The sequence below is a fragment of the Acinetobacter sp. 148 genome (assembly GCF_031196675.1).
Taxonomy (GTDB): domain Bacteria; phylum Pseudomonadota; class Gammaproteobacteria; order Pseudomonadales; family Moraxellaceae; genus Acinetobacter; species Acinetobacter baumannii.
Genome location: NZ_JAVIMT010000014.1, coordinates 1 through 26608 on the forward strand (window position 1 = coordinate 1; position 26608 = coordinate 26608).

Sequence of the window (26608 nt, forward strand, 5' to 3'; positions counted from 1 at the left end):
AAGTGTCAACACACCCTAATTTGTTCTACATCCGCTAGATTTGTCATCTTCTATCTCCTTATTACTACATTCCTCGTAGTTTTGTTGTTCTATTTCGCACTACCTGTTCACAACAGTTTGCATGCTTTTTATTATTGTTTTTAAGAGACATGCCCGATGTTTGGCCTCAGGCAGCGTACAGGAAAAAAAGGCTAGCGTACATGCTAGCCCGAATAGAATTTAAGCAACGGCTTGGGTTAAATCGACCTTGCCAATTCCGGCTTGACGCATCGCATCATGAATTTCTTGCTCAGCACCATCTGCCAGTGGAAGCAGTGGCGAACGGACAGTGGCATGGTCCAAAATTCCGCGAGCAACCAGTGCATGTTTAAGTGCGACCGTGCCTTCCATGTGTGAACCGCGGTGATAGACATTGCGAGTTACGGGTAATAATTGGTCGTGAAGTGCACGAGCTTTAGCGTAATCTTTGGCTTTACCTGCTTTAATCATTTCAATTAAAAGTTCAGGGGCAATGTTGCCATAGCCCACCAATGCGCCGTCTACATCAAACATGGTGTGAAGCAAATATTCATCGTGGCATGTCAACACCTGTAAGTCTGGACGTTCACGGCGAATAATCGGAATTTCGACATCCCAGCGGCGCATGTTGCGCACACCATTTTTCATGGCAAATACGCCTGGCTGTGCAGAAATATCGAGTAGAGTCTCTAGGTCGTAAGTGGCCTTCGTTGCATCTGGATATTGGAATAAAATAGATGGCAAACCACTTTCTTCATAAATTGCTTTATAGCGGTCTTGTGGTGCGCCTTTTTGATAGCCAAAACGTAGCCAACCATGTGAAGGGTAAATTAAACCTGCCGAAGCACCGGCGCTGACCGCACGTTTTGCTTCTTCTGCTGCAACCGAAGTACCTTCGAGTGTAATCCCTGCGATTACCGGAATTTTATCATCTACCGATTTAACAAAGCTTTCGATGACCTGCATTTGTTCTTTTTGCGACAAGAATGTTCCTTCACCTGCATGCCCAAGAACAACCAAGCCTTTCACACCATCAATACTGCCTAACCATGAACCTAAACGTTGAATTGCATCATGGTCTACTTGTCCGTCACGGGTAAAAGGAGTCACAGGTGCTGGGGTTAATCCACGTAAATCTAAACTCATAATCGTACTTCCTATACAGTGTAATTAAATATTCTCTGGTTCTTAATCTGACTTAAATCGTGTTGTAGAGAACATGATTGAAGTATAGAAATAGGTGAGCTATGTAGGAATTACCAATTCTTGAATTTCAGTTATACTGAAAATGTATGGCTCAAAAATGCAAGTTTACGATTTAGGAAGAATCGATGAATTATGAATTATGGAAAATATTTTTAGACGCGGTGGAACTCGGTAGTTTAAGCAAAGTCGCCATGCTGCATAACACCAACCAACCGCAAATTAGTCGGCAAATGAACGAGCTTGAAGCGCAATGTGGTGGTCGTTTGTTTAACCGAACAGGACGCGGTGTCGAGCTGACCGATTTAGGCCAGCATTTACTTCCTAAAATTCGTTCATGGCTGAACGTGACCGACCAACTCAATAATGAAATTTTGCACTCGACCGATACCCCAATTGGTACGGTTCGTATTGCCAGTTTGCCCTCTACTGCACATCCGTTGTTATCGACTCTGTATAAAGTGCTTCAACAAAAATATCCCTTAATTAAACTGTCGGTGCGTGAGGGGCAAGGCGTGCATTTAGAAAAATGGCTCGAAGATGGCAGCGTCGATTTAGCTATTCTTTATCGCTTTAACCCGACACCTAAACAGGGCGATGTTTACCTTACCCAAGCCGATACCTATTTAGTCGGCTGCGAAGGAGATACGCTCACTCAGGCCAATGAAGTCGAATTTAAAGAGATAAGTCAGTTACCGCTGGTCACGTTTTGCAGGCCAAGTAACTGGCGCAATTTTTTAGACCATATGGCTTATGAAAATGGGGTAGAACTAAACATTGTGTTTGAAGCCGACTCGATTAGTTTACAAACCCATTTGGTTTCAGAGTCTCGCATGTATACCATGCTGGGGCCGCAAGCGTTAAAGAAGGCCAGCCAATACACCTCAATTCAAGCCGCAAAAATTATTAACCCCGCGCTAAAGCGCTATATTTCTTTATCTATTTCTAAGCATGGCTATTTAACGCCTGCGTGTAAAGCGGTGATGGAAGAAATTAGGAATTTGGCCGATTTGCTTTAAAAAACTTGTAACTTTATGATTGGCACTGTTGCATCGTTCGAAGCATGGTTTTTACAAAATCACGCGGCACTTCTGGGCTTTGTAGACTTAACTTTCCAAGCTTATGCATGAGTTTTGGGGAATATTGGCGTTCTAAACGGTGATAAATACATAGACAGGTCGCGCGACTATGTCCAGCGGCTACGCATTTTAAGTAAAAGTCTCGGTGTGCATTACTTTTATAGCCAGCAGAGGCAATCGATACAAATAACAATCCACCCAAAAAAACTGAAAAATTATAAAGAGACATATTCCTTCTCGTCGTTGTTGTTTTCTTTATCAATCACTCAACACAACAGCCGTTTGTGCAAAATATTGGCGAAACTTGCGGCTTCATCATAGTTAGAACGGTTTTAGAGGTCAAATTGATTTGCGGATGAGAAGCGTTTAATGTTTTAAAAATAAACAAATTTTATTGTTGCTGTTTTGAAGACAGTGTTGCGACATTAAACACTCTATGTTTTTACATACTTTTTTGTTTTGATAAATGCTTTAGCTTTGATTCGTTTTTAAATACTTAAAACATCTTCGTACTGAACTTAATGACTTTAAAAGAACAGGATGCTGCTTATGCCAGAGACTTCAATTCAACAAGAAACACAAAGTACGTGGGCAATATGTCGAGATCCTGTTTTATTGACTATGGTGGGCGGGGCAATTGATACCATTGGCTTTATCGCGTTATTTGGTTTTTTTACTGCTCATGTGACGGGCAACTTGGTATTGGCCGGGGCTGCGTTGGTGAAGGGTGGTGCAGGTTTATGGATTAAACTTGCGGCTATTCCATTGTTTATTGTGACAGTAGTTATTACGAAACTTTTAATTGACCGTAGTCAGACCAAACACAAAACGCTGTCTTATTTATTTTTATTTGAAGCTATTTTTCTCTTTGCTTTTATGGCTGCTGGGCTTTACTTTGAGCCATTTAAAAATGCCGATTCGATTACGGTTGCAATCACAGGTGGCCTCGGTTTAATTGCTTTGGCGATTCGTAATACATCAAGCAAAACCCTCATTAAAAATATTAGCCCCAGTACCATGATGACAGGCAACACTACCCAGCTTGGGATTGATATTGCTAACTTGCTTAAAAATAATAATGCTGCCAATCGGGCAAGTTTGCTTAAAAGTGCCAGTATTGTCATTGGCTTTGTTATAGGTGCTTTGATGGGGGCGGTACTCTATGCCTATTTTGACTTTTGGAGTGTAGCGCCGTTTATTTTACCTATCCTTTATTTTTCTTATTTGGCTTCCCAGCAGAAGTTTAAACAAGCTTAATAAAATATACGGTCAATTTTATTTTCCAAATAAATTCCAATCGAAGCTGAGCCGAAATTGTTCGGGCACAGCTTTACAGGCATAATGACGGGTGGGGAAATACATTCGATAAAGGAATGCACAATGACAAAATCCGGCCATTATTTAGTGCTTACAATAATGGGACTGCTGAGCGGTTGTCAGGTCATTCATTTAAAAGAAAGTAACTTAAGCAGTGCTTTAAAAAGTAAAAATGAAAGCATTTTGACCGACAATACTTTAAGTCATCAAACCCAAAACTTGCTGTATTTGGTCAAAGAAAGTGAAATGTCTTGTCTGCAAAACTTCAATGTTTGTTTAAATAAAATTCAGGGATTGTCTGAAAATAGCAGCCGAGAAGAACGTTATGCGGCGCTGAGTGAAATTTATTTGGCAAAAGCTTTAGATGTTGGGCGTAGTAGCCAGTGTAATGTCACTCTTAAAAGTAACAGTTGTGTTGAGCAAGAGCTGGCATTGTTTGATAAAAGCTTGCGCTATAGCTATGTCTATTTGTTTGATTCTGAAGAGTCACCTTTTGATCGGGTATTTGACCATCGACAAAATCAGGTACGTATCTTTTATAACGTCGCCTTGTCGAAGCTCATGACCACGTATTTTAATCATTTAAATACGCTTCATTTCCCACCTTTACTGAAAGCAGATGGGCATGAGTACCACGTTAACTTTGATCATGCTGTAGATGTACAACACATTGAAGTCGATACCTTTCGCTCTAGCTATAACATGAACTTTTCAGGGTTTAATACCGTCAACCGTAAGGATGGTTTAGGTGCGGAGTTTATTGTGGGACGTAAGGAGCATGATGTAAATCATGGTTTTATTTTAGATCCCGATGCTTTTTATGCTCACCAGAGTAATCCCAACATTCATTTACCACGTTTCTTTCCAGTCACGGCTATTGCTTACCCAAAACAAAAGGCCACAGCCGATCAGGTCATTGATGGGGCAGAGTTAGAAATTGCCATGTTTGACCCATACCGACAGGACCGTGTAAAAGTTGAAGGTGTGGACTATCCACTTACTGCAAACTATTCGGCGCCTTATGGGCTATGGTTATCGAAATATAATTTAGGTGCAGCAGGCTATTGGTCTTTAATTAATAAAGAAGCCAATTTGATTATGCCGCATTTATATATGCTGGAACCTTTTAACCCCAATAAGAAAATTATTGTGTTTATTCATGGCTTGGCAAGCAGCCCAGAGGCATGGGTGAGCCTAACAAATGACATTATGGGTGATGCCGAATTAAGACAAAACTACCAAGTTTGGCAGGTGTTTTATTCAACCAATATGCCGATTTTTGAAAGTCGTTTTCAGATTTATTCTTTGCTGAATCAGGCTTTTCAAAACGTTGCCAAAGACAGCTACGCTGCACATGATGCCGTATTGGTTGGGCATAGTATGGGCGGAGTGATTAGCCGCTTACTAGTAAGCGATGCAGACGTTTCTGATTTAGCCATGCAAAAAATGAATGAAGCACAGCTAAAGCGTTTAAAAGAAAATCCTGTTATTCGAGAACGTTTTCAGTTCAAAGATTTGCCCTATTTTAAGCGGGTTGTTTTTGTTTCGGCGCCGCATCATGGTACTGACTATGCTGACCGATGGTTTACCCAAATTGCTCGCCGTATTATTCGCTTACCTGCCGACTTTTTTATTGCCGTTGAAATGAGAGATGAGAAAAATACCAAACTCAGAAAAGGCTTAATTGAAAATGGAGCGAGTAATTTAAGTCGTTCTTCTAACTTTATGCAGTTGACCCAAGCCATTCAGCCATCGTCCAACGTGGTCTATCACTCGATTATGGGCAATATAAATGGCACCACAGATAAGACAAAAATGAGTGATGGGATTGTGCCTTATCAAAGTTCACATTTGGGTGGGGAGCAGTCGGAGCTGATTATTAAAGGTGGGCATTCGATTCAAACTAGCCCTGAGGCAATTTTAGAATTACGACGTATTTTACGATTGCATTTAAAGCAGTCACAGCCTTCAAAATAGAATTTTTGTTTTTAGAAAACCACTGCTGAAATGGCTCAACAGTGGTTGAAATGATTAATTAAGCTGGTTTTGTTTGAGCGATTTTTTATGCTCAAAGTAGCTGATTGAAAAAATAAACAAGCCGACCAAATACAGCACACCAGACAACAGCAGTAAGTCTAAACCTGCTGCATAGAGCAACCAAAGTGCATAGATTGAAGCGACACTTGCAATGGCAATATGCGGAGTGCGTTTGTGGCGAATAGATTCTTTAAGATAAAAAGCCGATACCAGAAAATAAGGTAGCAAAATCATTACCGATGAAATCAATAAAAGCTGAGTGTAGTTTTTATTAAAAAAATACACGGCAATCAAAGAACCTTGCACCACAATAGTAGTTAGCCATAGTGATGAAATCGGTACATTATTTTGGTTATTCTTTAAAAATAGTTTCGGGAAAGCACCATTTTTTGCAGCTAAATATGGAATTTCAGTGGCAAATAACGTCCAGCTTAAATAAGACGATGAAACTGAAATAATCAAGCCGATAGTAATAATGATGGTACCCGGTAGACCGATGAGTTGCTGCAAAATGGTCGCCATAGATGGGTTGTGCATGCCTGCAAGCGCTTCACGGCTCACCACACCATAAGCCAACACTGTCACCATGACGTAAAAACTTAATGCCAGTAAAACACCTAAAATGGTCGCTTTGCCAATGTCATGACGGTTTTTTGCACGTGATGATAAAACCACTGCCCCTTCAATACCGGTAAATACCCAAAGGGTAATAAGCATCAGGTCTTTTACTTGCTGCCAAAGGGGAACTTTTAAAGAAAAGTCATGTAAGTTGAGTTTGAATAAATCAAACTTAAAGGCAATAAAAGTAAAGAAGATAAAGACCACCATTGGAATAATTTTGGCAATGGTTGCCAGTAAATTCACAATCGCAGCTTCCTTAATACCTCGGCTTACTAACCAGTGCACCAGCCATACAAAAATGCTTGAGCCAATCAGTGAGTAGAGCGTATTACCTTCACCAAAAATAACGTGGTCTTTGCTGTCGGTAAACATGCCGACGCCTGAAAAGGCAATCACCACATAACCTACAATACCAATGGTAGTACATAACCAATAGCCCCACGCCGAGCAAAACCCGATGAGGTCTCCAAAGCCTTCGCGTGCATAGTTATAAATACCACCGTCTAGGTCTGGTCGTTGACGGGTTAAATGCAACAATGAAAGAGCCAAGAAAATAATGCCGACTCCGGTAATGAGCCATGCAACAAGAAGGGCAGAGCCGTTGGCAACTTGAGCCATATTTTGGGGGAGGCTAAATACGCCTGACCCCACCATAGAACTAAATACCAGCGCTGTAAGAGACAATAATCCGATTTTGGCAGCAGACATGGTATTTATTCTTTAAAAAATTGAGAAAGTTCAGCAATGTGTTCTGGCCCGATACCACAACAACCACCCACTAAACTTGCACCTGCTTGCTGCCATTGTTTAGCAAAAGCAAGATAAGCTGGAGCATCTAAGTCTTTACGAATTTCATCGAGACCATCGTTAGCAGTAGCGCTTTCATCTTGCGGTGGGAATGCGTTGGCATAAGCACCAATTTGTACAGACTCAGGAATAAGCCCTTTAATTTCATTAATCGCTTGCAAGATCACTTCAGGTTGGCAGCAGTTAAACAACACCGCTTTGGCGTTTGATTGTTTGATGAAATCAGCCACTTGTTGCATGTTTTCGCCAGAACGAAGTAAAGCTTGTTCTTGTTTAATCTCATCTTGCAGCGTAAATGACACCCAATAGTCTTTACCATCTTGTGGCAATAACGCATGAACTGTTTCAACTTCTTTTAAGCATGATTGAGTTTCAGCGAGCCAGAAATCTACCTCTGGTGCCAATGTATTAATGATTGGCTCAGCAAGATTTTTAGCCTGTTCCGGTTGGAACAAGTCTGCACGGTAAGAACCAAATAACGGTGGTAAACAGCCTGCAATTTTGACATTTTTGCCGCTTTCTTTAACTGCATTTTTTGCTTGTTCAATCGCAACTTTAATTAAACGCACGCCGTCAGTTTCAAAACGTTCTTGACCAATATGAAATGGCACAACCGCATAATTATTGGTGGTAATGACTTCTGCACCCGCATTGATAAAGTCGAGGTGGACTTCTTTTACTGTTTCAGGTGCTTCAATGAGTGCAAGCGCAGACCACTCAGGTTGACGAAACGGAGCGCCACGGCGAGCCAATTCACGGCCTAAACCGCCATCTAAAATTTTCATAAATTACAACGTAAAGGGAGAAAAATAATTCAGCTAATCTAGCGTGTAGATGAATGCTATTCAATCGCTAATATGCTCGATATATTTCTAAATAAATTAGATTGTTATGAATAATTTTTCTTAGGAGGAATTCTGTAAACGATGTTCAGTTTTACTGATGAACTTCATGTGAAAAAGAAAATAGATATTCATGAAGTATACAGACTAAAAATAGTCTTATAGCGCGCCGTATTGCTGCCAGCTTTCACCAGTATGCTGCGTTTTATAATAGGCATTAAGTTGCTTGAGCTGCGTAAAATGTACGCCTGACCAAATCAATAAACTAATTAATATGAGTACTTTAGATAAACTACGAACTTTACTTACTTGAGTAAAAGCCAACACAACAAAAAATAGCGCAGGTAAAAATATAAAGAACTGGATAGGGGAGAAAAATAGATGAGCCGTGCTGAAATATAACGCGACTGCGCTCATGAGTACATTTAAAACAGCACATAGTTTTTGATATTTACCGAGCTTAAATGCATAAGCTGTTATGACAAATAACACGGCTGAGCTGACATAAATAGCTGTACCGCCAATCATCCACATATAAAACCCGCTTAACAAAAGATAAGCCAGTAGCAAAACAAGCACGAGCTTAAAACAAAACGGTAAGAGGCGAGGTGATGATTTTAAAGGCGTCATGGCAAGTCTAAATATCTCAACAGAAGTCTTAAAAAACAAAAGGACGAATCGAAATTCATCCTTTTGATATTTTACTTATACATCATCAAACTTAGTTTGCTTTTGCAACTGGGGCAGCAGCAGTTTCATCGTTTGCAGCTTTGAACGGAGATGTATAGTTCAAGCCAAGAGTAGAACTTGTGTACTGACGAACTTTGTCGAGTAACACAGGGTCTTTGCTTAAGTCTTGTTTATAAGAAACCACAATTTCATGAAGCTTCTGGTTCCACTTACCTTCAGTTTGCTGAGGGAAAGCTTTTTCAAGCAAGTTAAGCATGATGTATGGAGAAGTCGAAGCACCCGGAGACGCACCTAACAATGCAGTTACAGCACCATCTTTAGACGCAAAGATTTCTGTACCGAATTGAAGCGTTGCAGGTTTACCCGGTTCTTTTTTGATGATCTGAACACGTTGACCACCTTGGCTTAAACGCCAGTCTTCAGCTTTCGCATCTGGGTAGTATTTACGAAGTTCATTGAGACGGTCTTCATCTGACATCATCACTTGGCTCACCAAGTATTTAACAAGATCAAGGTTTTCCAAGCCAACAGTGGTCATTGGTAAAACATTGCTTTTGTTGGTAGATGCAAGCAAGTCAAGCTGAGAACCATTTTTCAGGAACTTGTTTGAATACGTTGCAAATGGTCCAAACAATACATATTTTTTACCGTCGATATAACGTGTATCAATATGTGGTACAGACATTGGAGGCGCACCAAGTTCCGCACGACCATATACTTTCGCTGTGTGCTGAGCAGTAATTGCTGGGTTGTCAGTAATTAAGAACTCACCACCTACAGGGAAGCCAGCATATTGTTTCGCTTCTGGTAAACCAGTAAGTTGCAATAATTTAACCGCGGCACCGCCTGCACCGATAAATACAAAACGTGTTTTAACGTGATCTGTTTTACCAGTTTTCAAATTTTTGAAAGACACCGTCCAAGTTTTGTCATCATTTTGGCTGATGCCAGTCACTTCAGTTGAAGTCTGTAATTTGAAGTTAGGGTTTTGGTTTAAGTGATTCACTAATTGTTTAGTGATTGAACCATAGTTCACGTCAGAACCAACTTCCATACGAGTCGCTGCAACTTTTTGAGTTGGATCACGATCGGTCATGACTAAAGGCGCCCATTGTTTAATCACAGCTGGGTCTTCAGTAAATTTCATGCCTTTGAAAAGCGGGCTTTGAATCATGGCAGCATAACGTTTTTCTAAGAATTTAACGTTATCGCCCCAAACAAAAGCAATGTGTGGAACTGGGTTAATGAATGTTTTTGGTTCAGCTAAAACGCCTTGTTTTACCTGATATGACCAGAACTGTTTAGCAACTTCAAACTGAGAAGCAACTTTTTCAGCTTTGGCAATTTCCATCTTACCGTTTTTCTCTTCGGTATAGTTCATTTCCATAAAGCCAGAGTGGCCTGTTCCGGCATTGTTAAAGCCGTTTGAACTTTCTTGAGCAACTTGGTCAAGACGCTCAAACATACGAATTTGCCAATTCGGTTCAAGCTCAGTGAAATAAGTACCGAGAGTGGCACTCATGATACCGCCGCCAACAAGAACAGCATCAACAACTGGCTCATCTTTTGCAGTTTGTACTTGTTTTGACGCAATCGGTCTAAACAAGAAAACAATACCCGCAATTAAAATAAGAATGATTAATACCAGAAGGTATTTCAAAAACTTTTTCATGTAAGGGGGACCTTAAAATAAGTTATTTGAGTCACTTAAGGTGTGAGGAAACCTAGACAGCGTATCCAGACAAAACGGATATAAATGCGAAAGTAAAATTCTCCAAAACAGAGAACTTTGAAAAAAGAAAAATTACTTGGGATTATCGCAAACACTCTATATTTTAGACTAATTTTGCATTGACAATACAATTTTTATAATAAATGGGTTCTATTAAAATCATAAATATGATTTATATTTGATCAAATTAAACTTTTATAAGATTATTTTTAGTTTTAATTTTATTGTAAATAATTGAAAATAAATTAATAAAATAAATTTGGTTAAACTTAAGCCATTTGAAGGATATGCTTCGATAAAAATAGGTGAATTTTTAATTTATGACCTATTGACGTAATTAATATCCTTGCATGACCTTATTTTTCTGTCATACATAGTTCTTATTAATATAAGTGCTATTAATAATAAATTAAGGGCATATTCCTGCATAAGAAATATGCCCTTCAAGATTTTATGATGCTACATAGAATGGTGCAGTCGAACGTGGTAACGCTTCGCGTCCACGAATTTGGTCTGCAATTTTCTCGGCAATCATAATGGTGGTTGCATTTAAGTTACCGGTAATAATCAGCGGCATAATTGAGGCATCAACTACACGCAAACCATTCATACCGTGTACACGGCCTTGACCATCTACAACAGCCATTTCGTCTTCGCCCATCTTACAGCTACAAGACGGGTGGTAAGCTGTTTCTGCATGGTTACGAACAAAGTCATCAAGCTCTGCATCTGTCTGCAAATGTTTGCCCGGGCTAATTTCATCACCACGATATGGGTCAAGCGCAGGTTGATGCATGATTTCACGCGTGATACGGATTGCATCACGGAACTCACGCCAGTCTTGTTCAGTCGACATGTAGTTAAACAAGATACTTGGATGCGCAAACGGGTCTTTCGATTTAAGTTTGATACGACCGCGTGAAGGCGAACGCATTGAACCCACGTGTGCTTGGAAGCCATGTTCTTTTACTGCATTACTACCATTGTAGTTAATAGCTACTGGCAAGAAATGGTATTGAATGTTTGGCCACTTAAACTCATCCGAACTACGGATAAATCCACCCGCTTCAAACTGGTTACTTGCGCCAATACCTGTACCATTGAATAACCACTCGGCACCAATGGCAGGTTGGTTATACCATTTTAAAGCAGGGTATAAAGAAACGGGTTGCTTACATTTATACTGTAAGTACATTTCCAAGTGATCTTGCAAGTTTTCACCCACGCCCGGCAAATCATGAACCACATCAATGTCCATTGATTTTAAGAAGGTACTTTGACCTACGCCTGAGCGCTGTAAAATTTGCGGTGACGCAATTGCGCCTGCACACAGTAATACTTCACGTTTAACCAAGGCACGTTGCAAGTTGTTTTGATCAGCACCAATAATGTATTCAACACCAATTGCTTGCTTTTGATTAAACAAGATTTTGTTGGTCGTCGCATGAGTTAAAATAGTCAGGTTTGGACGACCTTTTGCCATATCCAAATAACCACGTGCGGTACTTGAACGACGGCCTTTAGGCGTAACGGTACGGTCCATTGGACCAAAACCTTCTTGTTGGTATCCATTTAAGTCGTCAGTACGTGGGTAACCTGCCTGTACACCTGCTTCAACCATGGCATGGAATAGCACGTTGTTGCCATTTTTTGGTGTAGCCACTGATACAGGGCCGCTATCACCATGATAGTCGTTGCCACCAATGTCACGAGTCTCGGCTTTTTTGTAGTAAGGCAAACAGTCGGCATAAGTCCAGTTTTCAAGGCCTTTATGGGTTGCCCATTGTTCTAAATCCATTGCGTTACCACGGATATAGCACATACCATTAATTAAAGATGAGCCACCTAAGCCTTTACCACGACCACACTCCATACGACGGTTGTTCATGTGTGGCTCTGGGTCAGTTAAATAAGCCCAGTTATAGCGACGACCTTGAAGAGGGTAGGCCAAAGCTGCCGGCATTTGTGTACGGAAATCCAAGCGATAATCTGGTCCACCTGCTTCTAGCAGTAAAACGGTGGTATCTTTGTCTTCAGTAAGACGCGCAGCGAGTACATTTCCGGCAGATCCTGCGCCAATAATAATGTAATCATATTCTTTAATATTCATAACTATCCTTTTTTTACTAACAGTTTGCCTGAGCAATCTATAAAGACTGCTCGGCATATGTGATTTAGGTTGAAGGTTTTAGAGCGATTGAGGCATTAAAAAATGCTTTGATAATCGCCAAGTTCAACTTGAATAGATTTGATACGGGTATAGTGCCCAAGCGTGGTTAAGCCATTTTCGCGGCCCACACCAGATTGCTTGTAGCCACCAACTGGCATTTCGGCAGGTGATTCACCCCAAGTGTTAATCCAGCAAATACCAGCTTCAATTTGGTGAATAATGCGATGAGCGCGGCTAATATCTTGAGTGACCACACCGGCAGCTAAACCAAAGGTCGTGTCGTTCGCACGTTGAATCACTTCTTCTTCGGTTTCATAGCTTAAGATGCTCATGACAGGTCCAAAAATTTCTTCTTGAACAATCGCCATCTGGTCAGTGCAGTCGCTAAATACAGTCGGTAGCACATAAGCGCCTTTGGCAAGCTCGCCTTCTGTCGCACGACCGCCACCAATTAACACTTTAGCGCCTTGTTGTTTGCCTGACTCAATGAAAGACAACACTTTTTCCATATGAGGGAAGCTAGTGAGCGGGCCGAAGTTTGTGTCTTCAGCCATTGGATCACCAATGCGAATACGTTTTACACGCTCTACAACCGCTTTTTCAAAGTCAGCTAAACGTGATTTTGGAACAAATACGCGCGTACCGTTGGTACATACTTGACCTGAGCTAAAGAAGTTCGCCATAACCGCAATGTCTGCGGCACGGTTAAGGTCAGCATCTTCACAAATAATGAGTGGTGACTTGCCACCAAGCTCCATAGTCACTTCTTTTAGTGTAGAGCCAGCAGCGCTTGCCATTACTTTTTTGCCAGTTTCTACGCCACCCGTGAATGAGATTTTTTCAATCACAGGATGTTCTGTGAGCCATTGACCGATTTCACGACCAGCACCTTGTACCACGTTAAATACGCCGTCTGGTAAACCAGCTTCTGTATAGATTTCCGCAAGTTTTAATGCAGTAAGTGGCGTTGTTTCGCTTGGCTTGAAAATCATGGCATTGCCGGCAGCAAGGGCAGGGGCAGATTTCCATAAAGCGATTTGGATTGGATAGTTCCAAGCACCAATACCTGCAACTACGCCTAAAGGTTCACGGCGTGTATAAAAGAAACTTGATTCGCGAAGCGGAACTTGTTCGCCCTGAATGGCTGTTGCAAGTCCTGCGTAGTATTCGAGTACATCTGCACCAGTCACAATATCGACGGTAGATGTTTCGCTGTAGGCTTTACCGGTGTCGAGTGTTTCAAGACGGGCAAGCTCATCATTACGTTCACGGAGAATATCGACAGCACGGCGTAAAATACGTGAACGCTCCATAGCGGTCATGGCTGCCCAGATTTTTTGTCCTTGTTGGGCACTTTTTACAGCAGCTTCAATATCTTGTTCAGATGCCTGTTGAAGAGTCGCGATAATTTCGCCGTTGGCAGGGTTAATACTATTAAATGTTTTACCACTGGTTGCTTCAACGTAGCGTCCATGGATATACAATTGATGAATTTGTACATCACTCATTTTGTCTCTCCTGCAAAGGCTTGTTCGCAAATTGCAATTGCGTTTTTACATAATCGTAAGCAATGGAACGGGCCAGTTCGCTGTCAAATTCGTTGTGACGGCTTAAACTGCCACGTAGCCATAATCCATCAATCAATGCTGCCAGACCTCTTGCGGCAACACTGGCCTGTTGTTCATCCATTAACTTGAGAAAATAAAACTTCAAGTTGGAATACAGGCGTTGATCATTAATCTTTTGCAAACGGCTCAGGTCCGGTACATGCATGCTTGCAGACCAAAAGTCTAACCAGACCCGCATTGCTTTTTCATTTACCTGACTAATGTCAAAGTTAGAGTCAATAATTGCCTTAATCTGGCTTTCCGGATGCGAATCTGCTTCTGCTCTGTACTGTTCGGTTTTCCGACGCAAAACATTGAGCATTTCTTGCATACAGGTATTTATTAACCCTTGTTTGTCGCCAAAATAATGGCTGACAATACCGGTCGACAACTCGGCTTTTTTTGCAATTTGTGCAATGGTGGTATTGGATAACCCCACTTCATAAATTACATCGAGTGCAGCGTTCATAATTTCTTCACGGCGCACATGCTCTGGTTTTACTCTGCGTTTTGTCATGATTGTCCACATCAGCACTTTTATGGGTGCTTTAAATTCAGCATGTTAACTTGCAGAGCATCATAGCACTTTTTTTATCATACTTGTTATTGATTGAACGTTCAATCAATAACAAGTATGATGTGTAAAAATCAATGAATTTTTGAATCTTACTTCGGGGTAGAAGAGATAGAATCAGAAGTTCTTACGGATAGGATGATGCGCATAAGTCCGGTACTTATCACGTTATTTTGGAAAAAATACACCGATTGCAAGGAGCAATAAGATGGTGTTGAAAAGTGATGGATATTCTTCAGACCATATTCGGTTAAATCGTTTTGTATTTTGGAGTTCGGCAGTTAGTATCGGCATTTTTGGCCTATTATTTGTGCTGTTTCCAGAAAAAAGTCAGTTTTGGCTGACCTATGTGCAAGAGCAGGTAAACCACTTTTTCGGGTGGTATTACATGTTGGTGATTGTGCTGTGTTTAGGCTTTGTGGCTTGGCTTGCCTTCTCAAAAGTGGGACAGATCCCTTTAGGAAAAGACCACGACAAACCTGAGTTTGGCTATTTGGCTTGGACCTCAATGCTGTTTTCGGCAGGTATTGGTATCGCGCTACTTTATTATGGTGTTGCTGAACCTGTTGACCATTTTCTAAGACCGCCAGAAGGTGAGGCAGGCACTATTCAGGCTGCCCGCAATGCCATGACCTATAGCTTTTTGCACTGGGGTATTCATGGCTGGGTGCTTTATGCCTTGCTGGGTGTGACATTAGGTTATTTTGCCTTTAGACAAGATTTACCACTCGCACTACGCTCGGCACTCTATCCAATTTTTGGAGAGCGAGTTCATGGTCTGGTAGGCGATTTTGTCGATGGCTTTGGTATTTTAGCAACCGTAATTTCTTTGGTGACCAACTTAGGTATTGGTGCTTTGGTATTGGTTTCAGGCATTTGTTATTTAATTCCTGAAATTCCCGATAACTCTGCAACTTTAATTACTGCAGTTTTAATCATGATGTTTGTGGCGACAGTCACTACAGTGGTCGGGATTGAAAAAGGCTTGGCATGGTTATCACGGATTAATTTACGTTTGCTCTATGCTTTACTTTTATTTGTATTTTTAACAGGACCGACCAACCATTTGTTAAATGGTCTTGTGCAAAATACGGGCGATTACCTTAATAATTTTATGGGTAAAAGTTTTGATATGTATTTATACAATCAAAAAGCCAGTGGCTGGTTGGGTTCATGGACTGTGTTTTATTGGGCATGGTGGATTGCTTGGGCACCTTTTGTAGGAATGTTTATTGCCCGCATTTCCAAAGGCCGAACTATTCGAGAAGTGGTTTTGGGTGTATGCCTTATTCCATTAGGTTTTACCTTGGCTTGGATCTCGATTTTTGGAAATACTGCAATTCATTTAATTCTCAATCAAAAACAGAAAGTTTTAGGTGATATGGTTTTAAGTGACCCTGCATTGTCATTATTCAAATTACTCGAATATCTCCCGTTTAATCCGTATATTGCCGGGATTGTTGTTGTAATTTGTTTCGTTTTATTTTTGACACCGGTTGGGTCTGGTACACTAATGATCGCCAATTTGTCCTCGAAAGGGGGCACCAGTGATAATGATTCACCGATCTGGTTACGCATCTTTTGGTCTGTGGTCATTACCATTGTAAGTATCGGCTTATTATTAGCAGGTAGTTTTAACTCCATGCAAAGTGCAGTGGTGTTATGTGGTTTACCATTTTCAGTCATTATTTTGCTTTATATGTTTGGTCTAGCCAAAGCCTTAAAGCAAGATGATTTTGACCCGAATGTTGCGAAAAAGCAGTTAGCTATTTCAAAAGACATTTCTATTCCATCGAATTGTGACCAGAACAAAGTGACCGAGGTTTTATAACCTTGGTTCATCACATTTATTTATATTTTTTGCGTTCAAAGCAGTCTTTTCATTATTGTTAAATAGTGAAAAGACTAAATTGAATATTTTATTTTTCTTCTATTCCTTGAGGATTGTATGGCAACAGATAATCCAAGAGCAGTTGATGATTTAACATTATCTAAATCTAAAAAAGACCCGCTTAACCGTGTGGTTTTTTATATTTCAGCTCTAATCATTTTAATCTTTTCTCTCGTTACTTTTTTATTTAACGATTTCACAAATCGAACCATTAACACCGTCCTTGCATGGGTAACGTCAACCTTTGGCTGGTACTATTTACTGGCTGCAACGCTGTATATGGTGTTTGTAATTTTCATTGCCTGCTCACGGTATGGTGAGATTAAACTTGGTCCCAAACACTCAAAGCCTGAGTTTAGTTTACTGAGTTGGTCTGCCATGCTGTTTTCGGCAGGTATTGGTATCGATTTAATGTTCTTCTCGGTGGCTGAGCCATTATCTCATTATATGCAGCCGCCTGTCGGCGTAGGCCAGACCTATGAAGCGGCACGCCAAAGTATGGTGTGGACGCTGTTTCACTATGGTTTGACCGGATGGTGTATGTATGCCTTGATTGGTATGGCACTTGGTTATTTCAGTTATCGCTATAACTTGCCGCTTACCATTCGTTCTGCACTTTACCCAATTTTTGGGAATAGGATTAATGGGGCCATCGGCCATAGTGTAGATACTGCCGCCGTCATTGGGACAATTTTTGGTATTGCGACCACCTGCGGGATTGGCGTGGTACAGCTGAACTATGGTTTACATGTTTTATTAGGACTGCCAGAGAATATCTGGATGCAGTTTGCACTCATTGCTATTGCAGTCGGTATTAGTATTATTTCAGTGACATCTGGGGTGAATAAAGGCCTTCGGATTTTGTCTGAAATCAATATTTATGTATCGATTGGTCTTTTACTGTTTATTTTGTTCTTGGGCAATACCGAGTTTTTACTCAATGCGCTGGTACAAAATATTGGTGATTATTTAACTCGCTTCCCAACCTTAGCCTTACAAAGTTTTGCCTTTGAGCAACCTAAAGATTGGATGAGCAGTTGGACCTTGTTCTTCTGGGCATGGTGGATTGCTTGGTCGCCATTTGTAGGGTTATTTTTGGCCCGTATTTCTAGAGGCCGTACTATTCGTGAGTTTGTGTGCGGGACTTTAATTATTCCTCTGTTATTTACCTTAACCTGGTTATCCATTTTTGGTAATAGCGCATTGCACAGTGTTATTTTTGAAGGCAACCAGACTTTAGCTGCAACGGTATTATCTAATCCGGCACATGGTTTTTATGACTTGTTAGCGCAGTACCCGGGTTTTACCTTTATTGCTTCAGTCGCAACAGTGACGGGCCTTTTATTCTATGTGACTTCTGCCGATTCGGGGGCATTGGTTTTAGGTAACTTCACGACCAAGCTTACCCATATTGATAATGATGCGCCGCGTTGGTTAAGCGTGTTTTGGGCAATTGCCATTGGGTTATTAACACTCGCTATGCTGATGACCAACGGGATTACCGCTTTGCAGAATGCAACCATTATTATGGGACTGCCGTTTAGTTTCGTGATGTTCCTTGTCATGGCGGGGCTTTATAAGTCGCTCAGGCTTGAAGACTATAGGCATGCCAGTCGAAGTATGAACGCGGCACCTGTGGTGGGTAACGTCGATATTCTCAATTGGAAACAGCGTTTGACTCGGGTTATGCATCATCCGGGAACGACTGAAACCAGACGAATGCTCGATACCGTTTGCAAACCTGCCGTTCAAGCTGTTGCCGATGAACTCATTAAGCAAGGCATGAACGTAGATGTGCAACAAACACCACTTGAAGATGAAGAGGCGCTATATCACCTCGATATCACTATTCATTTGGAAGAAGAGCAAAACTTCGTTTATCAGATTTGGCCTGTCCGTTATAGCGCACCTAACTTTAGTCAGCGTGTAAAACGAGGCAAACAGTTCTATTACCGTCTCGAAACCTATCTTTATGAAGGTTCTCAAGACAACGACCTTGTGGGTTACAGTAAAGAACAGGTTATTAATGATATTTTAGATAAATATGAAAGACATATGACGTTCTTGCATATTAATCGTATTAGCCCTGGGAACCGTCCATTATTCCCAGATCCACAAGCTTAAGGGGAATATGCATGGTTTCACCATATCTGCATTCTTTTGCTTTATTTTTCTCTTTGCTCAATCCTTTTTTAATGAGCATTTATATGATTGGCCTCATCCGCCATTCAGAAACCAAGGTATTTAACAAAGCCTTAATTCAGGGGAGCTTGATTGCTTATATCGTCTTTATGCTGTTTGCATGGGGTGGTGAAGCAATCTTTAGTAAATACCTGAATGTACGCTTTGAGGCTTTCCAGATTTTTGGTGGTCTTATCTTTTTGGTGATTGGTTACCGCTATGTGTTTCAGGGTGCAGATACCATTGGTGAAATGCGCGGTGCACCTGAACATTTGGCCGGTACCATAGCCATGCCTTTTATGATTGGGCCGGGTACCATTAGTGCAGCTGTGGTGACAGGTATTGAAATGTCGATTGGTGCTGCGGCACTTGTGATCGGGTTTACCATGTTTTTAACATGCAGTATTTTGATCCTGATGAAATTTTCACATGATCATTTGCGTTACAAACATGCAAAATACATCGATCGCTATTTCGATATTGTCGGGCGTTTATCTGCTTTATTAATCGGTACGATTGCTGTTGATATGATTATTAATGGTGTTACCGGACTGATCCATAAAGTATAGCGAACCTCATATAAAACGATGCTGTGTCATTTAAAATGGAACAAAATGGCATAGCATCTTTTGATTATTTTTGACCGCTCAATAATTGTTTATTTAAGAAAAACTAAAAAATTATTAAAAATAATAGCTTAAAAAATATTCGTTCAAAAAAAGAATTAACAATATTAAAAAATACGATGCTATGTTGTGGATTTAAGCATGTTTTTTTTGTGAATTATCAACCATAATGTTTTCTGAGCTTGTTTGAGACAGAGTTGAGTCATGCCTACATTAGATGAAATGACAACCGTAACTGACGATCAGTCAGAATTAACCATGTCAGTTTTAATGACACCGGACATGGCAAATTTTTCAGGTAATGTTCATGGTGGAACAATTCTAAAGTTACTAGACCAAGTGGCCTATGCTTGTGCAAGTCGTTATTCAGGCAGCTATGTCGTAACGTTGTCTGTAGACAAAGTAAATTTTAAAGAACCTATTTATGTAGGCGAACTCGTTACATTTTTAGCGAGTGTGAACCATGTGGGACGTACTTCAATGGAAGTGGGTATCCGTGTGGAAGCTCAAAATATTCAAAAGCGTACCGTTCGTCATACCAATAGCTGTTATTTCACGATGGTTGCGGTTGATGAGCATGGTAAACCACGCGAAGTGCCTAAATTAAATTTAGATACCGAGTGGAAACGTTGCCGATTTGAAGCGGCTGAACATCGTAAGGTGTTGCGCCTACAAGAGAATCATAACCCTTCTTGCAGCATGTATAAGAAAACTTCTTAAAAAAAAGATCGAACCGCAGCATGGTTCGATCTTTTTTCTTCACCGAAATTTAACGTCCTGTTTCGTTTCAGTAAAATTATCTCTGAGCTTGGAGGAGAGTGCAGAGATAATTAACGAGTTGCAGGAGCAGCTTCAGAAGCAGAACCTACAGCGTCAGAAGCAGCATTTGCAGTGTTTGCTTGCTCTTGAGTTGAAACAACAACTTTTTCTTCACCAGCAGTGTTATGTGCTTGGTCGTGCTTAGAAGCAGCGAAAGTTGAAGCAGCAGTTAAAGCTAGTGTAGTAGCGAGTAAAGTTTTAGCTAATTTCATTTTATGGCATCCTTAAATTCATTAAAAAATAAATCAAACCTAATCGTTCTGACCTACATCGAACATATAGGGCTGAATGATTAAGCTAGGACACATGCTAAGCCGAGCTTGGGATTACATCAATTAACTTAACAATCTATTACGCCTATCTTAACAATATGAAATATAACGTCCGTTTATGTGCGTCTACTGTAAAATTAAAGCGCTACTTGAGCGTTAAAAATGTGAAAGAATATTTCGTATTGAGTAAAAAAAAAGCAAGTTAGTTACGTAAACAAAACACTCTGGCATGAATTGTGAATGTCCTTAAATAGGATATTTCGTTTAATTATTATTTTTTAAAGTTAATTTAGATAATTGGTGAGATGCATGTCACATATTTAGTGCTTTAGCCTGATAATTGAAAAGTATATCTTCAAAGTGAAAAATTATTTTCATGCTACTTAAACAGTGATATACCTTTCTTAGTTTTTAAACCTTGTTGATTTGAGCCGCTTGTGAAACTGATTGCCCAAAAAACTGTTCCTACCCATATTATTTCAGGGTTTTTAGGGGCAGGGAAAACGACATTATTGCAACATTTATTAAGTCAGAAACCGAAAGATGAAGTGTGGGCTGTCTTAATGAATGAATTTGGGCAAATCGGAGTCGATCAACAACTCCTACCTCAAGATCAAGGTTATGCAGTCAAAGAACTATTGGGCGGCTGTTTATGTTGTAGTAGCCAACTCCCAATGCATATTGCTTTGGCTCGCTTGTTAAGTGAACAAAAGCCAGACCGACTCTTTATTGAACCTACAGGGCTTGGACACCCTTCGCAATTATTTGATCAGTTAACGGAACCACATTGGCAAAACAGCTTAGCTATGCGTGCACTAGTGACTGTGGTTGATGGTAGTCGTTTGCATGACACCAATTGGGTCAAGCAAAACCTATATGAAGACCAATTAAAAGCTGCACAGATTGTGGTGGCCTCTCATGCCGATACCATGACTTTTGAAGATGAACAGGCACTTGTTGAGCTTAAAGAAGAATACCAACCTTATCAGCAACAATGGCTAAAGACTGAACATGGTCAACTTGAACTGGCGCAAATTGATGTGCCTGCGCGTTTAACTGCACGCTCTATACAGCCTTTACTCAAGTTGCAAAAGCAAATGACTGAAGCCGAAGTTGCAAAAGAAATTCACCAACTGCCTTATCATTATGTCGAGTCGGCGCAGGGTTATATGGTCGCGGGTTGGAAATTTCCTAAGCGTTGGAAATTTGAGTTTTATGCTTTGCTCGATGTGTTGTGTGCACAACAAGACTGGCTACGTATTAAGGGAATTTTTAATACAGATCAGGGATGGAAGACCTTTAACTTTAATCCTGAGCAGTTTAACTATAAGTCTGGTGAAGAGGGCATTGATAACCGCATTGAAATGATTAGCCAACATGAACATGACTGGCTGGCATTTGAAACTGAACTATTAGCTTGCAGAATTGAACAATAGAGAACATTGAAATACTTCAATATTCTCTATGAGAGATTTAATTTTTTATATTAAGTACTTGTTTCGCTTGTGCATGATCGATGTCTTTTTCCCAATGGGCAATGACTACGGTCGCTACACAGTTACCAATTAAGTTGGTGCAGGCACGGATAATTCCGATAAACCAGTCTACAGACAGTAAAAGTACCAAACCAATTGCAGGTAAACTTGGAATTACGGAAAGTGTTGCAGCAAGAATCACTAAGGCTGACCCCGGTATGCCGTGTGCGCCTTTCGATGTAATAAGCGAAACTAATAAAATAGCCAGTAAGTCATGCATGGAGAGATTGATATTGCAGGCCTGTGCAATAAAGATCACGCCTAATGTTAAATAAATTGAAAAGCCGTCTAAATTAAAAGAATAACCGGTAGGAATCACCAGACCGACTGTTGAATCTTTAATTCCCAAGTTTTTAAGCTTTTTCATGATTTGGGGTAAAACGGAATCAGAAGAGGCTGTCCCTAAAACAATAGCGAGTTCATCTTTAAAATAGCCGACAAATTTAAAGATATTCAGTCCGGTGAGTTTTAAAATTGAACCCAAAATAATGACAACAAATAAAATGCAAGTCGCATAAAAGAGTAAAACTAAATAACCGAGTTGCAGGAGTGAATCTAATCCAAATTTTGCAGTGGTATAAGCAACTGAACCAAATACACCAATCGGTGCCAAGCGAATAATGAGTCCCATAATTTTAAAGAAGACTTCCGAAAAAGCTTCAAGCGCTTGACGGACCAACTCTGCTAAATGTTTAGGAATTAACAGTAGGGAAACGCCAAATAAAATAGCGATGAGTAAAACTTGTAAAATATCGCCGTTAGCAAAAGCGGCAGTAAATGTTTTCGGAATAATATTGAGTAAAAATTCCGAACCTGTATGCATGTCATGAGCACGTTCGGTATAGGTACTTAAATCTTTAGCATCTAAATGAGTAATATCGATATTCATACCGACGCCCGGTTTAAAGACATAAGCAACAATAATTCCCAAAATTAAAGCAATACTCGTGACCACTTCAAAATAAAGAATCGTTTTTGCACCGACTTTGCCCATTTTTTTAATATCGTTTGCACCATAGATTCCCAGTACCACTACACAGAATACAATCGGGGCAATCAACATTTTAATGAGAGAAATAAAACCATCACCAAGAGGTTTTAAAGCTAGGGAGAAATCATGAAAAGCAAGACCTACTGCAATACCGAGGAAGAGAGCGCAGAGGACTTGTAGAAATAAACTACGTTTAAGTTTTTGCCACATAAGTCATCAAATCAAGAGAGGAATACAACCCCTTTCAAGCAAAAAGCCCGCCAACTTTGAAAGTGGTTAGATGTTTTGAAATAAGATGCAAATGGAGAGGATAAGAAGTTTTACATTACTGAGTTTTTTCTATAATTTTTTAATTAAAATCGAGTATTCTTAGCGCCAAATTTTTGGACATATTAACTATGGCGCTTAAAGCAACAATTTATAAAGCAGATCTGAATATTGCCAATATGGATGACCATATTTATGGCGATTATCAACTGACGCTTGCCTTACATCCTTCTGAAACTTTAGAACGATTAATGGTTCGTGTCATGGCATTTGCACGTTTCGCAAGTGATAGCCTTGAGTTTACCAAAGACCTTTTTGAAACCGATGAGCCTGCACTTTGGCAAAAAGACTTAACAGGACAGTTAGAAACCTGGATTGAAGTTGGTTTACCGTCTGAAGATAAAGTGAAAAAAGCCAGTGCCCGTTGTAAAACTGTGGCAATTGTCGCTTATGGTTCACAAGTTGAAGATTGGTGGAAGAGAAACAGTAAAATTAAAACATTGAGTAATGTTCAAGTTTGGCAGCTAGCACCTGAAAGTACAGCAGAGTTAGAGCAGCTTTGTGAACGTACCATGCAGCTTCAGTTAAATGTTATGGACAACGAATGGACTTTGTTAAGTGATAAGGGCCAAGCGAATGTCGTGTGGACCCAATTACAGTAAAACTGAAAAGCGCAACAAATTTTACAAATTCACTTGCTAGACTAAAGATCAAGTCTGAGCTGTGAAATTAAACGAACGGGAATATTATGATCACTGAATTAGAAATTATCGATTTAAAAGTAGGCGAAGGTAAAGAAGCGGTTAAAGGTGCCTTAATTACGACGCACTATACAGGTTGGTTAGAAGACGGCACTAAATTCGACTCTTCCCTTGACCGCGGAAATTATTTCGAGTGTGTCATTGGTACAGGCCGTGTGATTAAAGGTTGGGACCAAGGCATTATGGGAATGAAAGTTGGCGGAAAACGTAAACTTATGGTTCCTGCTCATTTGGCTTATGGTGAACGCAAAATGGGTAAAATTATTCCGGCAAACTCAAATTTGATTTTTGAAATTGAATTATTTGATGTAAAAACTCGCGATGATTGAAATCAAACCGTTTAGAGCTCGACTTTATCTATAAGCTTTAAATATAAATATATTCGATATTTATATTTTAGCTTTTTAAATATTTAAGATTATTTTCAGTTTATTTAATTATAAAGGTGAACTGAAAAACTGTTCTGTTGGGGCAGTTTGAACTTAAGGACTAAATAAATGTGAATTTTAGTTCTTAAGTTTAAATTTCACATAAATAATCTATATTGCTATTGAGACGCTATTTCATGATTACCCGCTTTGCATCTCCTTTGTTGAACCTCACGCTTGGCTTGGCTCTAGCAGGCTTGTCAGGTATGGCATTAGCTAACCCACCTAAAATAGATGCTTCAACACTTACGGTCATTGGGTATCATGAAATTACCGATACTAAAAATGCCTTAATTCCTCAGTATGCGGTCACCACTCAACAATTTACTGAGCATGTCGATTGGTTGCAAAAAAATGGCTTCCATTTTATTACCGTAGACCAGTTAATCCGTGCTCATCAGGGCAAGGCAGCACTTCCAACCAAGCCAGTTTTATTAACTGTAGATGATGGTTATCAGTCTTTCTACCAAAATGCATATCCTGTTATTAAGGCTAAAAAAATCCCAGTGGTACTTGCGGTAGTGGGTTCATGGTTAGAGCCAAAAGCAGGGCAGAAAGTCGATTTTTCGGGTGAAGAAATTCCACGTGATAAAATCTTAAGCTGGGGTGAGCTCAAAGAAATGCAAGATAGTGGGTTTGTTGAAATTGCAAGCCATAGCTATCATTTACACCGCGGTATTACAGGCAACCCGCAAGGGAACTCTGAACCAGCGGCAACGACACGTTTTTATGATGTAAAAACTAAAACTTATGAAAATGACAGCCAATATCAGGCTCGTATTTATAATGATTTAAAAAAGAATAATCAGCTACTTAAAGAGCATGGTATACGTTCACCACGTATTATGGTGTGGCCATATGGTCGCTATAATATGCAAACGGTCCAAATTGCTAAAAAGCTTGGTATGCCAATTACCATCACGCTTGATGATGGCGCAGACCATGCGAAACAATCTCTACAAAATATGAGCCGTATTTTGGTAGAGGGCGGAATGAGTACTAATGATTTGGCTCAAGAGATCAAGAACCGTGAATTAAACTTAACGGATAACAACCGTCCGCAAAAAATCATGCATATTGATCTCGACTATATTTATGATCCGGATCCGCAACAACAAGAACGAAATTTAGGTCATTTGTTAGATCGAATTAATGCGATGGGTGTAAATACAGTCTATTTGCAGGCATTTTCAGATCCGGATGCGAATGGTTCTGCCGATATGGTATATTTCCCGAACCGTCATATTCCAATGCGTGCGGACTTGTTTAACCGTGTAGCATGGCAAATTCAAACCCGTACGCCTGTAAGTCGTATTTATGCTTGGATGCCTTTATTGGCCTGGGAATTACCAAAAACTGATCCTGTATCAAAAGATTTAGTCGTGACAGAGCAGGCAAAAGCTGGTGAACACCTGAATATGGGGTATATCCGTTTAAGCCCGTTCTCACCAGAGGCACGCCAAACTATTCGTGAGATTTATCAAGATTTGGCCAAGTCAGCATCTTTCAATGGAATTTTATTCCATGATGATGTCACATTATCGGATTATGAAGATGCAAGCCCAGATGCATTAAAAGCTTATGCGAAACAAGGCTTACCAACAGATTTGGCAAAAATCCGTGAAAACGATCAAGATTTGCAAAAATGGACTGCATATAAGACAAAATATCTAGATGATTTTGCAATGCAACTTGTTGAAGACGTGCGACAATATGAACCGTTCTTGCTTACAGCTCGTAACTTATACGCGCAAGTTGCCTTAAAACCATATGCGGAAAACTGGTATTCACAATCGCTTGAAGAGTCATTAAGACGTTATGATTTTACGGCTATTATGGCAATGCCTTATATGGAGCAGGTCGATAACGCCGATCAATTTTATAAAGACATGATTGATCGCGTGAAAAAATATCCAAATGGCATTAAGAAAACAGTTTTTGAGCTACAGGCAACAAACTGGCGCAACAACGAAAAGGTACCATCAACTGAAATGGCAGCAACAATTCACTCACTTTATCAGCAAGGTGCAATGCACGTTGCATACTATCCAGATGATCCAATCAAAGATCATCCGGACGTGAACGTGATGCATAAAGCATTTGCTGAAAAATCATCTCGTCTTGTGCCATAGGCGAGGCT

At 40.1% G+C, this 26608-nt stretch carries 22 protein-coding genes; 11 read left to right on the top strand and 11 right to left on the bottom strand.

Annotated features, from left to right (window positions below):
• Positions 1 to 219 precede the first annotated feature (219 nt).
• Positions 220 to 1164, bottom strand: a complete 945-nt coding sequence (locus RFX69_RS01765; protein WP_004794076.1) for a dihydrodipicolinate synthase family protein — start codon at positions 1162 to 1164, stop codon at positions 220 to 222.
• A 185-nt stretch (positions 1165 to 1349) separates the two neighbouring features.
• Here RFX69_RS01765 and RFX69_RS01770 point away from each other — a divergent pair, with 185 nt between their 5' ends.
• Positions 1350 to 2240 carry a LysR family transcriptional regulator gene (locus tag RFX69_RS01770; protein WP_272396226.1) on the top strand — a complete coding sequence of 297 codons (891 nt, stop codon included), beginning with the start codon at positions 1350 to 1352 and terminating at the stop codon, positions 2238 to 2240.
• Positions 2241 to 2253: 13 nt separating this feature from the next.
• Here RFX69_RS01770 and RFX69_RS01775 read toward each other — a convergent pair whose 3' ends face one another.
• On the bottom strand, positions 2254 to 2529 hold the full coding sequence (locus RFX69_RS01775; RefSeq protein ID WP_000061136.1) for a hypothetical protein: 276 nt from the start codon (positions 2527 to 2529) through the stop codon (positions 2254 to 2256).
• 320 nt (positions 2530 to 2849) lie between these two features.
• Between RFX69_RS01775 and RFX69_RS01780 the strand changes: the two genes are divergently transcribed.
• Together RFX69_RS01780 and RFX69_RS01785 are read left to right on the top strand one after the other, a co-directional pair.
• Positions 2850 to 3557 (top strand): YoaK family protein, encoded by a 708-nt coding sequence (locus RFX69_RS01780; protein WP_272330331.1) that lies wholly within the window; start codon positions 2850 to 2852, stop codon positions 3555 to 3557.
• Positions 3558 to 3680: 123 nt separating this feature from the next.
• Positions 3681 to 5594, top strand: a complete 1914-nt coding sequence (locus tag RFX69_RS01785; RefSeq protein ID WP_289333061.1) for an alpha/beta fold hydrolase — start codon at positions 3681 to 3683, stop codon at positions 5592 to 5594.
• 54 nt (positions 5595 to 5648) lie between these two features.
• Here RFX69_RS01785 and RFX69_RS01790 read toward each other — a convergent pair whose 3' ends face one another.
• The 7 genes from RFX69_RS01790 to betI form a co-directional block, all read right to left on the bottom strand.
• Positions 5649 to 6983, bottom strand: coding sequence for a basic amino acid/polyamine antiporter (locus RFX69_RS01790; protein WP_289333062.1), 1335 nt, complete (start codon positions 6981 to 6983; stop codon positions 5649 to 5651).
• Positions 6984 to 6988: 5 nt separating this feature from the next.
• A complete protein-coding gene (locus tag RFX69_RS01795) occupies positions 6989 to 7867 on the bottom strand; it encodes a homocysteine S-methyltransferase family protein (RefSeq protein ID WP_000696107.1) in 879 nt (292 codons plus the stop codon).
• Between the two features lie 216 nt (positions 7868 to 8083).
• The gene (locus RFX69_RS01800; protein ID WP_079267338.1) at positions 8084 to 8554 is read right to left on the bottom strand and encodes a hypothetical protein; all 471 of its coding nucleotides are present in this window, start codon (positions 8552 to 8554) and stop codon (positions 8084 to 8086) included.
• 91 nt (positions 8555 to 8645) lie between these two features.
• Positions 8646 to 10286, bottom strand: coding sequence for a malate dehydrogenase (quinone) (gene mqo, locus RFX69_RS01805; RefSeq protein WP_000714073.1), 1641 nt, complete (start codon positions 10284 to 10286; stop codon positions 8646 to 8648).
• A gap of 511 nt (positions 10287 to 10797) precedes the next feature.
• Complete coding sequence (gene betA / locus RFX69_RS01810) at positions 10798 to 12456, bottom strand: choline dehydrogenase (protein WP_001021934.1); 1659 nt, start codon at positions 12454 to 12456, stop codon at positions 10798 to 10800.
• Positions 12457 to 12551: 95 nt separating this feature from the next.
• Positions 12552 to 14024 carry a betaine-aldehyde dehydrogenase gene (betB, locus tag RFX69_RS01815; protein ID WP_114183655.1) on the bottom strand — a complete coding sequence of 491 codons (1473 nt, stop codon included), beginning with the start codon at positions 14022 to 14024 and terminating at the stop codon, positions 12552 to 12554.
• Positions 14017 to 14640: a transcriptional regulator BetI gene (gene betI, locus RFX69_RS01820; protein ID WP_000166965.1), complete on the bottom strand. Its 624-nt coding sequence runs from the start codon at positions 14638 to 14640 to the stop codon at positions 14017 to 14019. Before betI ends, betB begins: the two co-directional genes overlap by 8 nt.
• A gap of 265 nt (positions 14641 to 14905) precedes the next feature.
• Between betI and RFX69_RS01825 the strand changes: the two genes are divergently transcribed.
• The 4 genes from RFX69_RS01825 (at position 14906) to RFX69_RS01840 (ending at position 20115) form a co-directional block, all read left to right on the top strand.
• The gene (locus RFX69_RS01825; RefSeq protein ID WP_309168563.1) at positions 14906 to 16528 is read left to right on the top strand and encodes a BCCT family transporter; all 1623 of its coding nucleotides are present in this window, start codon (positions 14906 to 14908) and stop codon (positions 16526 to 16528) included.
• A 117-nt stretch (positions 16529 to 16645) separates the two neighbouring features.
• Positions 16646 to 18712, top strand: a complete 2067-nt coding sequence (locus RFX69_RS01830; protein WP_289333063.1) for a choline transporter — start codon at positions 16646 to 16648, stop codon at positions 18710 to 18712.
• Positions 18713 to 18723: 11 nt separating this feature from the next.
• Positions 18724 to 19338, top strand: coding sequence for a MarC family protein (locus RFX69_RS01835; protein ID WP_000254582.1), 615 nt, complete (start codon positions 18724 to 18726; stop codon positions 19336 to 19338).
• 261 nt (positions 19339 to 19599) lie between these two features.
• Positions 19600 to 20115, top strand: coding sequence for an acyl-CoA thioesterase (locus tag RFX69_RS01840; protein WP_001142469.1), 516 nt, complete (start codon positions 19600 to 19602; stop codon positions 20113 to 20115).
• Between the two features lie 110 nt (positions 20116 to 20225).
• On the opposite strand, the gene RFX69_RS01845 is transcribed toward RFX69_RS01840, so the two are convergent.
• On the bottom strand, positions 20226 to 20426 hold the full coding sequence (locus RFX69_RS01845) for a hypothetical protein (RefSeq protein ID WP_000761577.1): 201 nt from the start codon (positions 20424 to 20426) through the stop codon (positions 20226 to 20228).
• A gap of 497 nt (positions 20427 to 20923) precedes the next feature.
• On the opposite strand from RFX69_RS01845, the gene RFX69_RS01850 reads away from it, so the two are divergent.
• Positions 20924 to 21922, top strand: coding sequence for a GTP-binding protein (locus RFX69_RS01850; protein WP_057065811.1), 999 nt, complete (start codon positions 20924 to 20926; stop codon positions 21920 to 21922).
• A gap of 37 nt (positions 21923 to 21959) precedes the next feature.
• Here RFX69_RS01850 and dctA read toward each other — a convergent pair whose 3' ends face one another.
• Positions 21960 to 23222: a C4-dicarboxylate transporter DctA gene (dctA, locus tag RFX69_RS01855; RefSeq protein WP_000267735.1), complete on the bottom strand. Its 1263-nt coding sequence runs from the start codon at positions 23220 to 23222 to the stop codon at positions 21960 to 21962.
• A gap of 188 nt (positions 23223 to 23410) precedes the next feature.
• Between dctA and RFX69_RS01860 the strand changes: the two genes are divergently transcribed.
• The 3 genes from RFX69_RS01860 to pgaB all read left to right on the top strand — a co-directional run bounded on the left by RFX69_RS01860 (position 23411) and on the right by pgaB (position 26600).
• Positions 23411 to 23941, top strand: coding sequence for a YaeQ family protein (locus RFX69_RS01860; protein ID WP_001185269.1), 531 nt, complete (start codon positions 23411 to 23413; stop codon positions 23939 to 23941).
• A gap of 86 nt (positions 23942 to 24027) precedes the next feature.
• Entirely contained in the window at positions 24028 to 24369 is a 342-nt protein-coding gene (locus RFX69_RS01865; protein WP_000627259.1) for an FKBP-type peptidyl-prolyl cis-trans isomerase, read from the top strand.
• Between the two features lie 236 nt (positions 24370 to 24605).
• Positions 24606 to 26600, top strand: a complete 1995-nt coding sequence (gene pgaB / locus RFX69_RS01870) for a poly-beta-1,6-N-acetyl-D-glucosamine N-deacetylase PgaB (protein ID WP_000632823.1) — start codon at positions 24606 to 24608, stop codon at positions 26598 to 26600.
• The last annotated feature ends 8 nt before the right edge of the window (positions 26601 to 26608 follow it).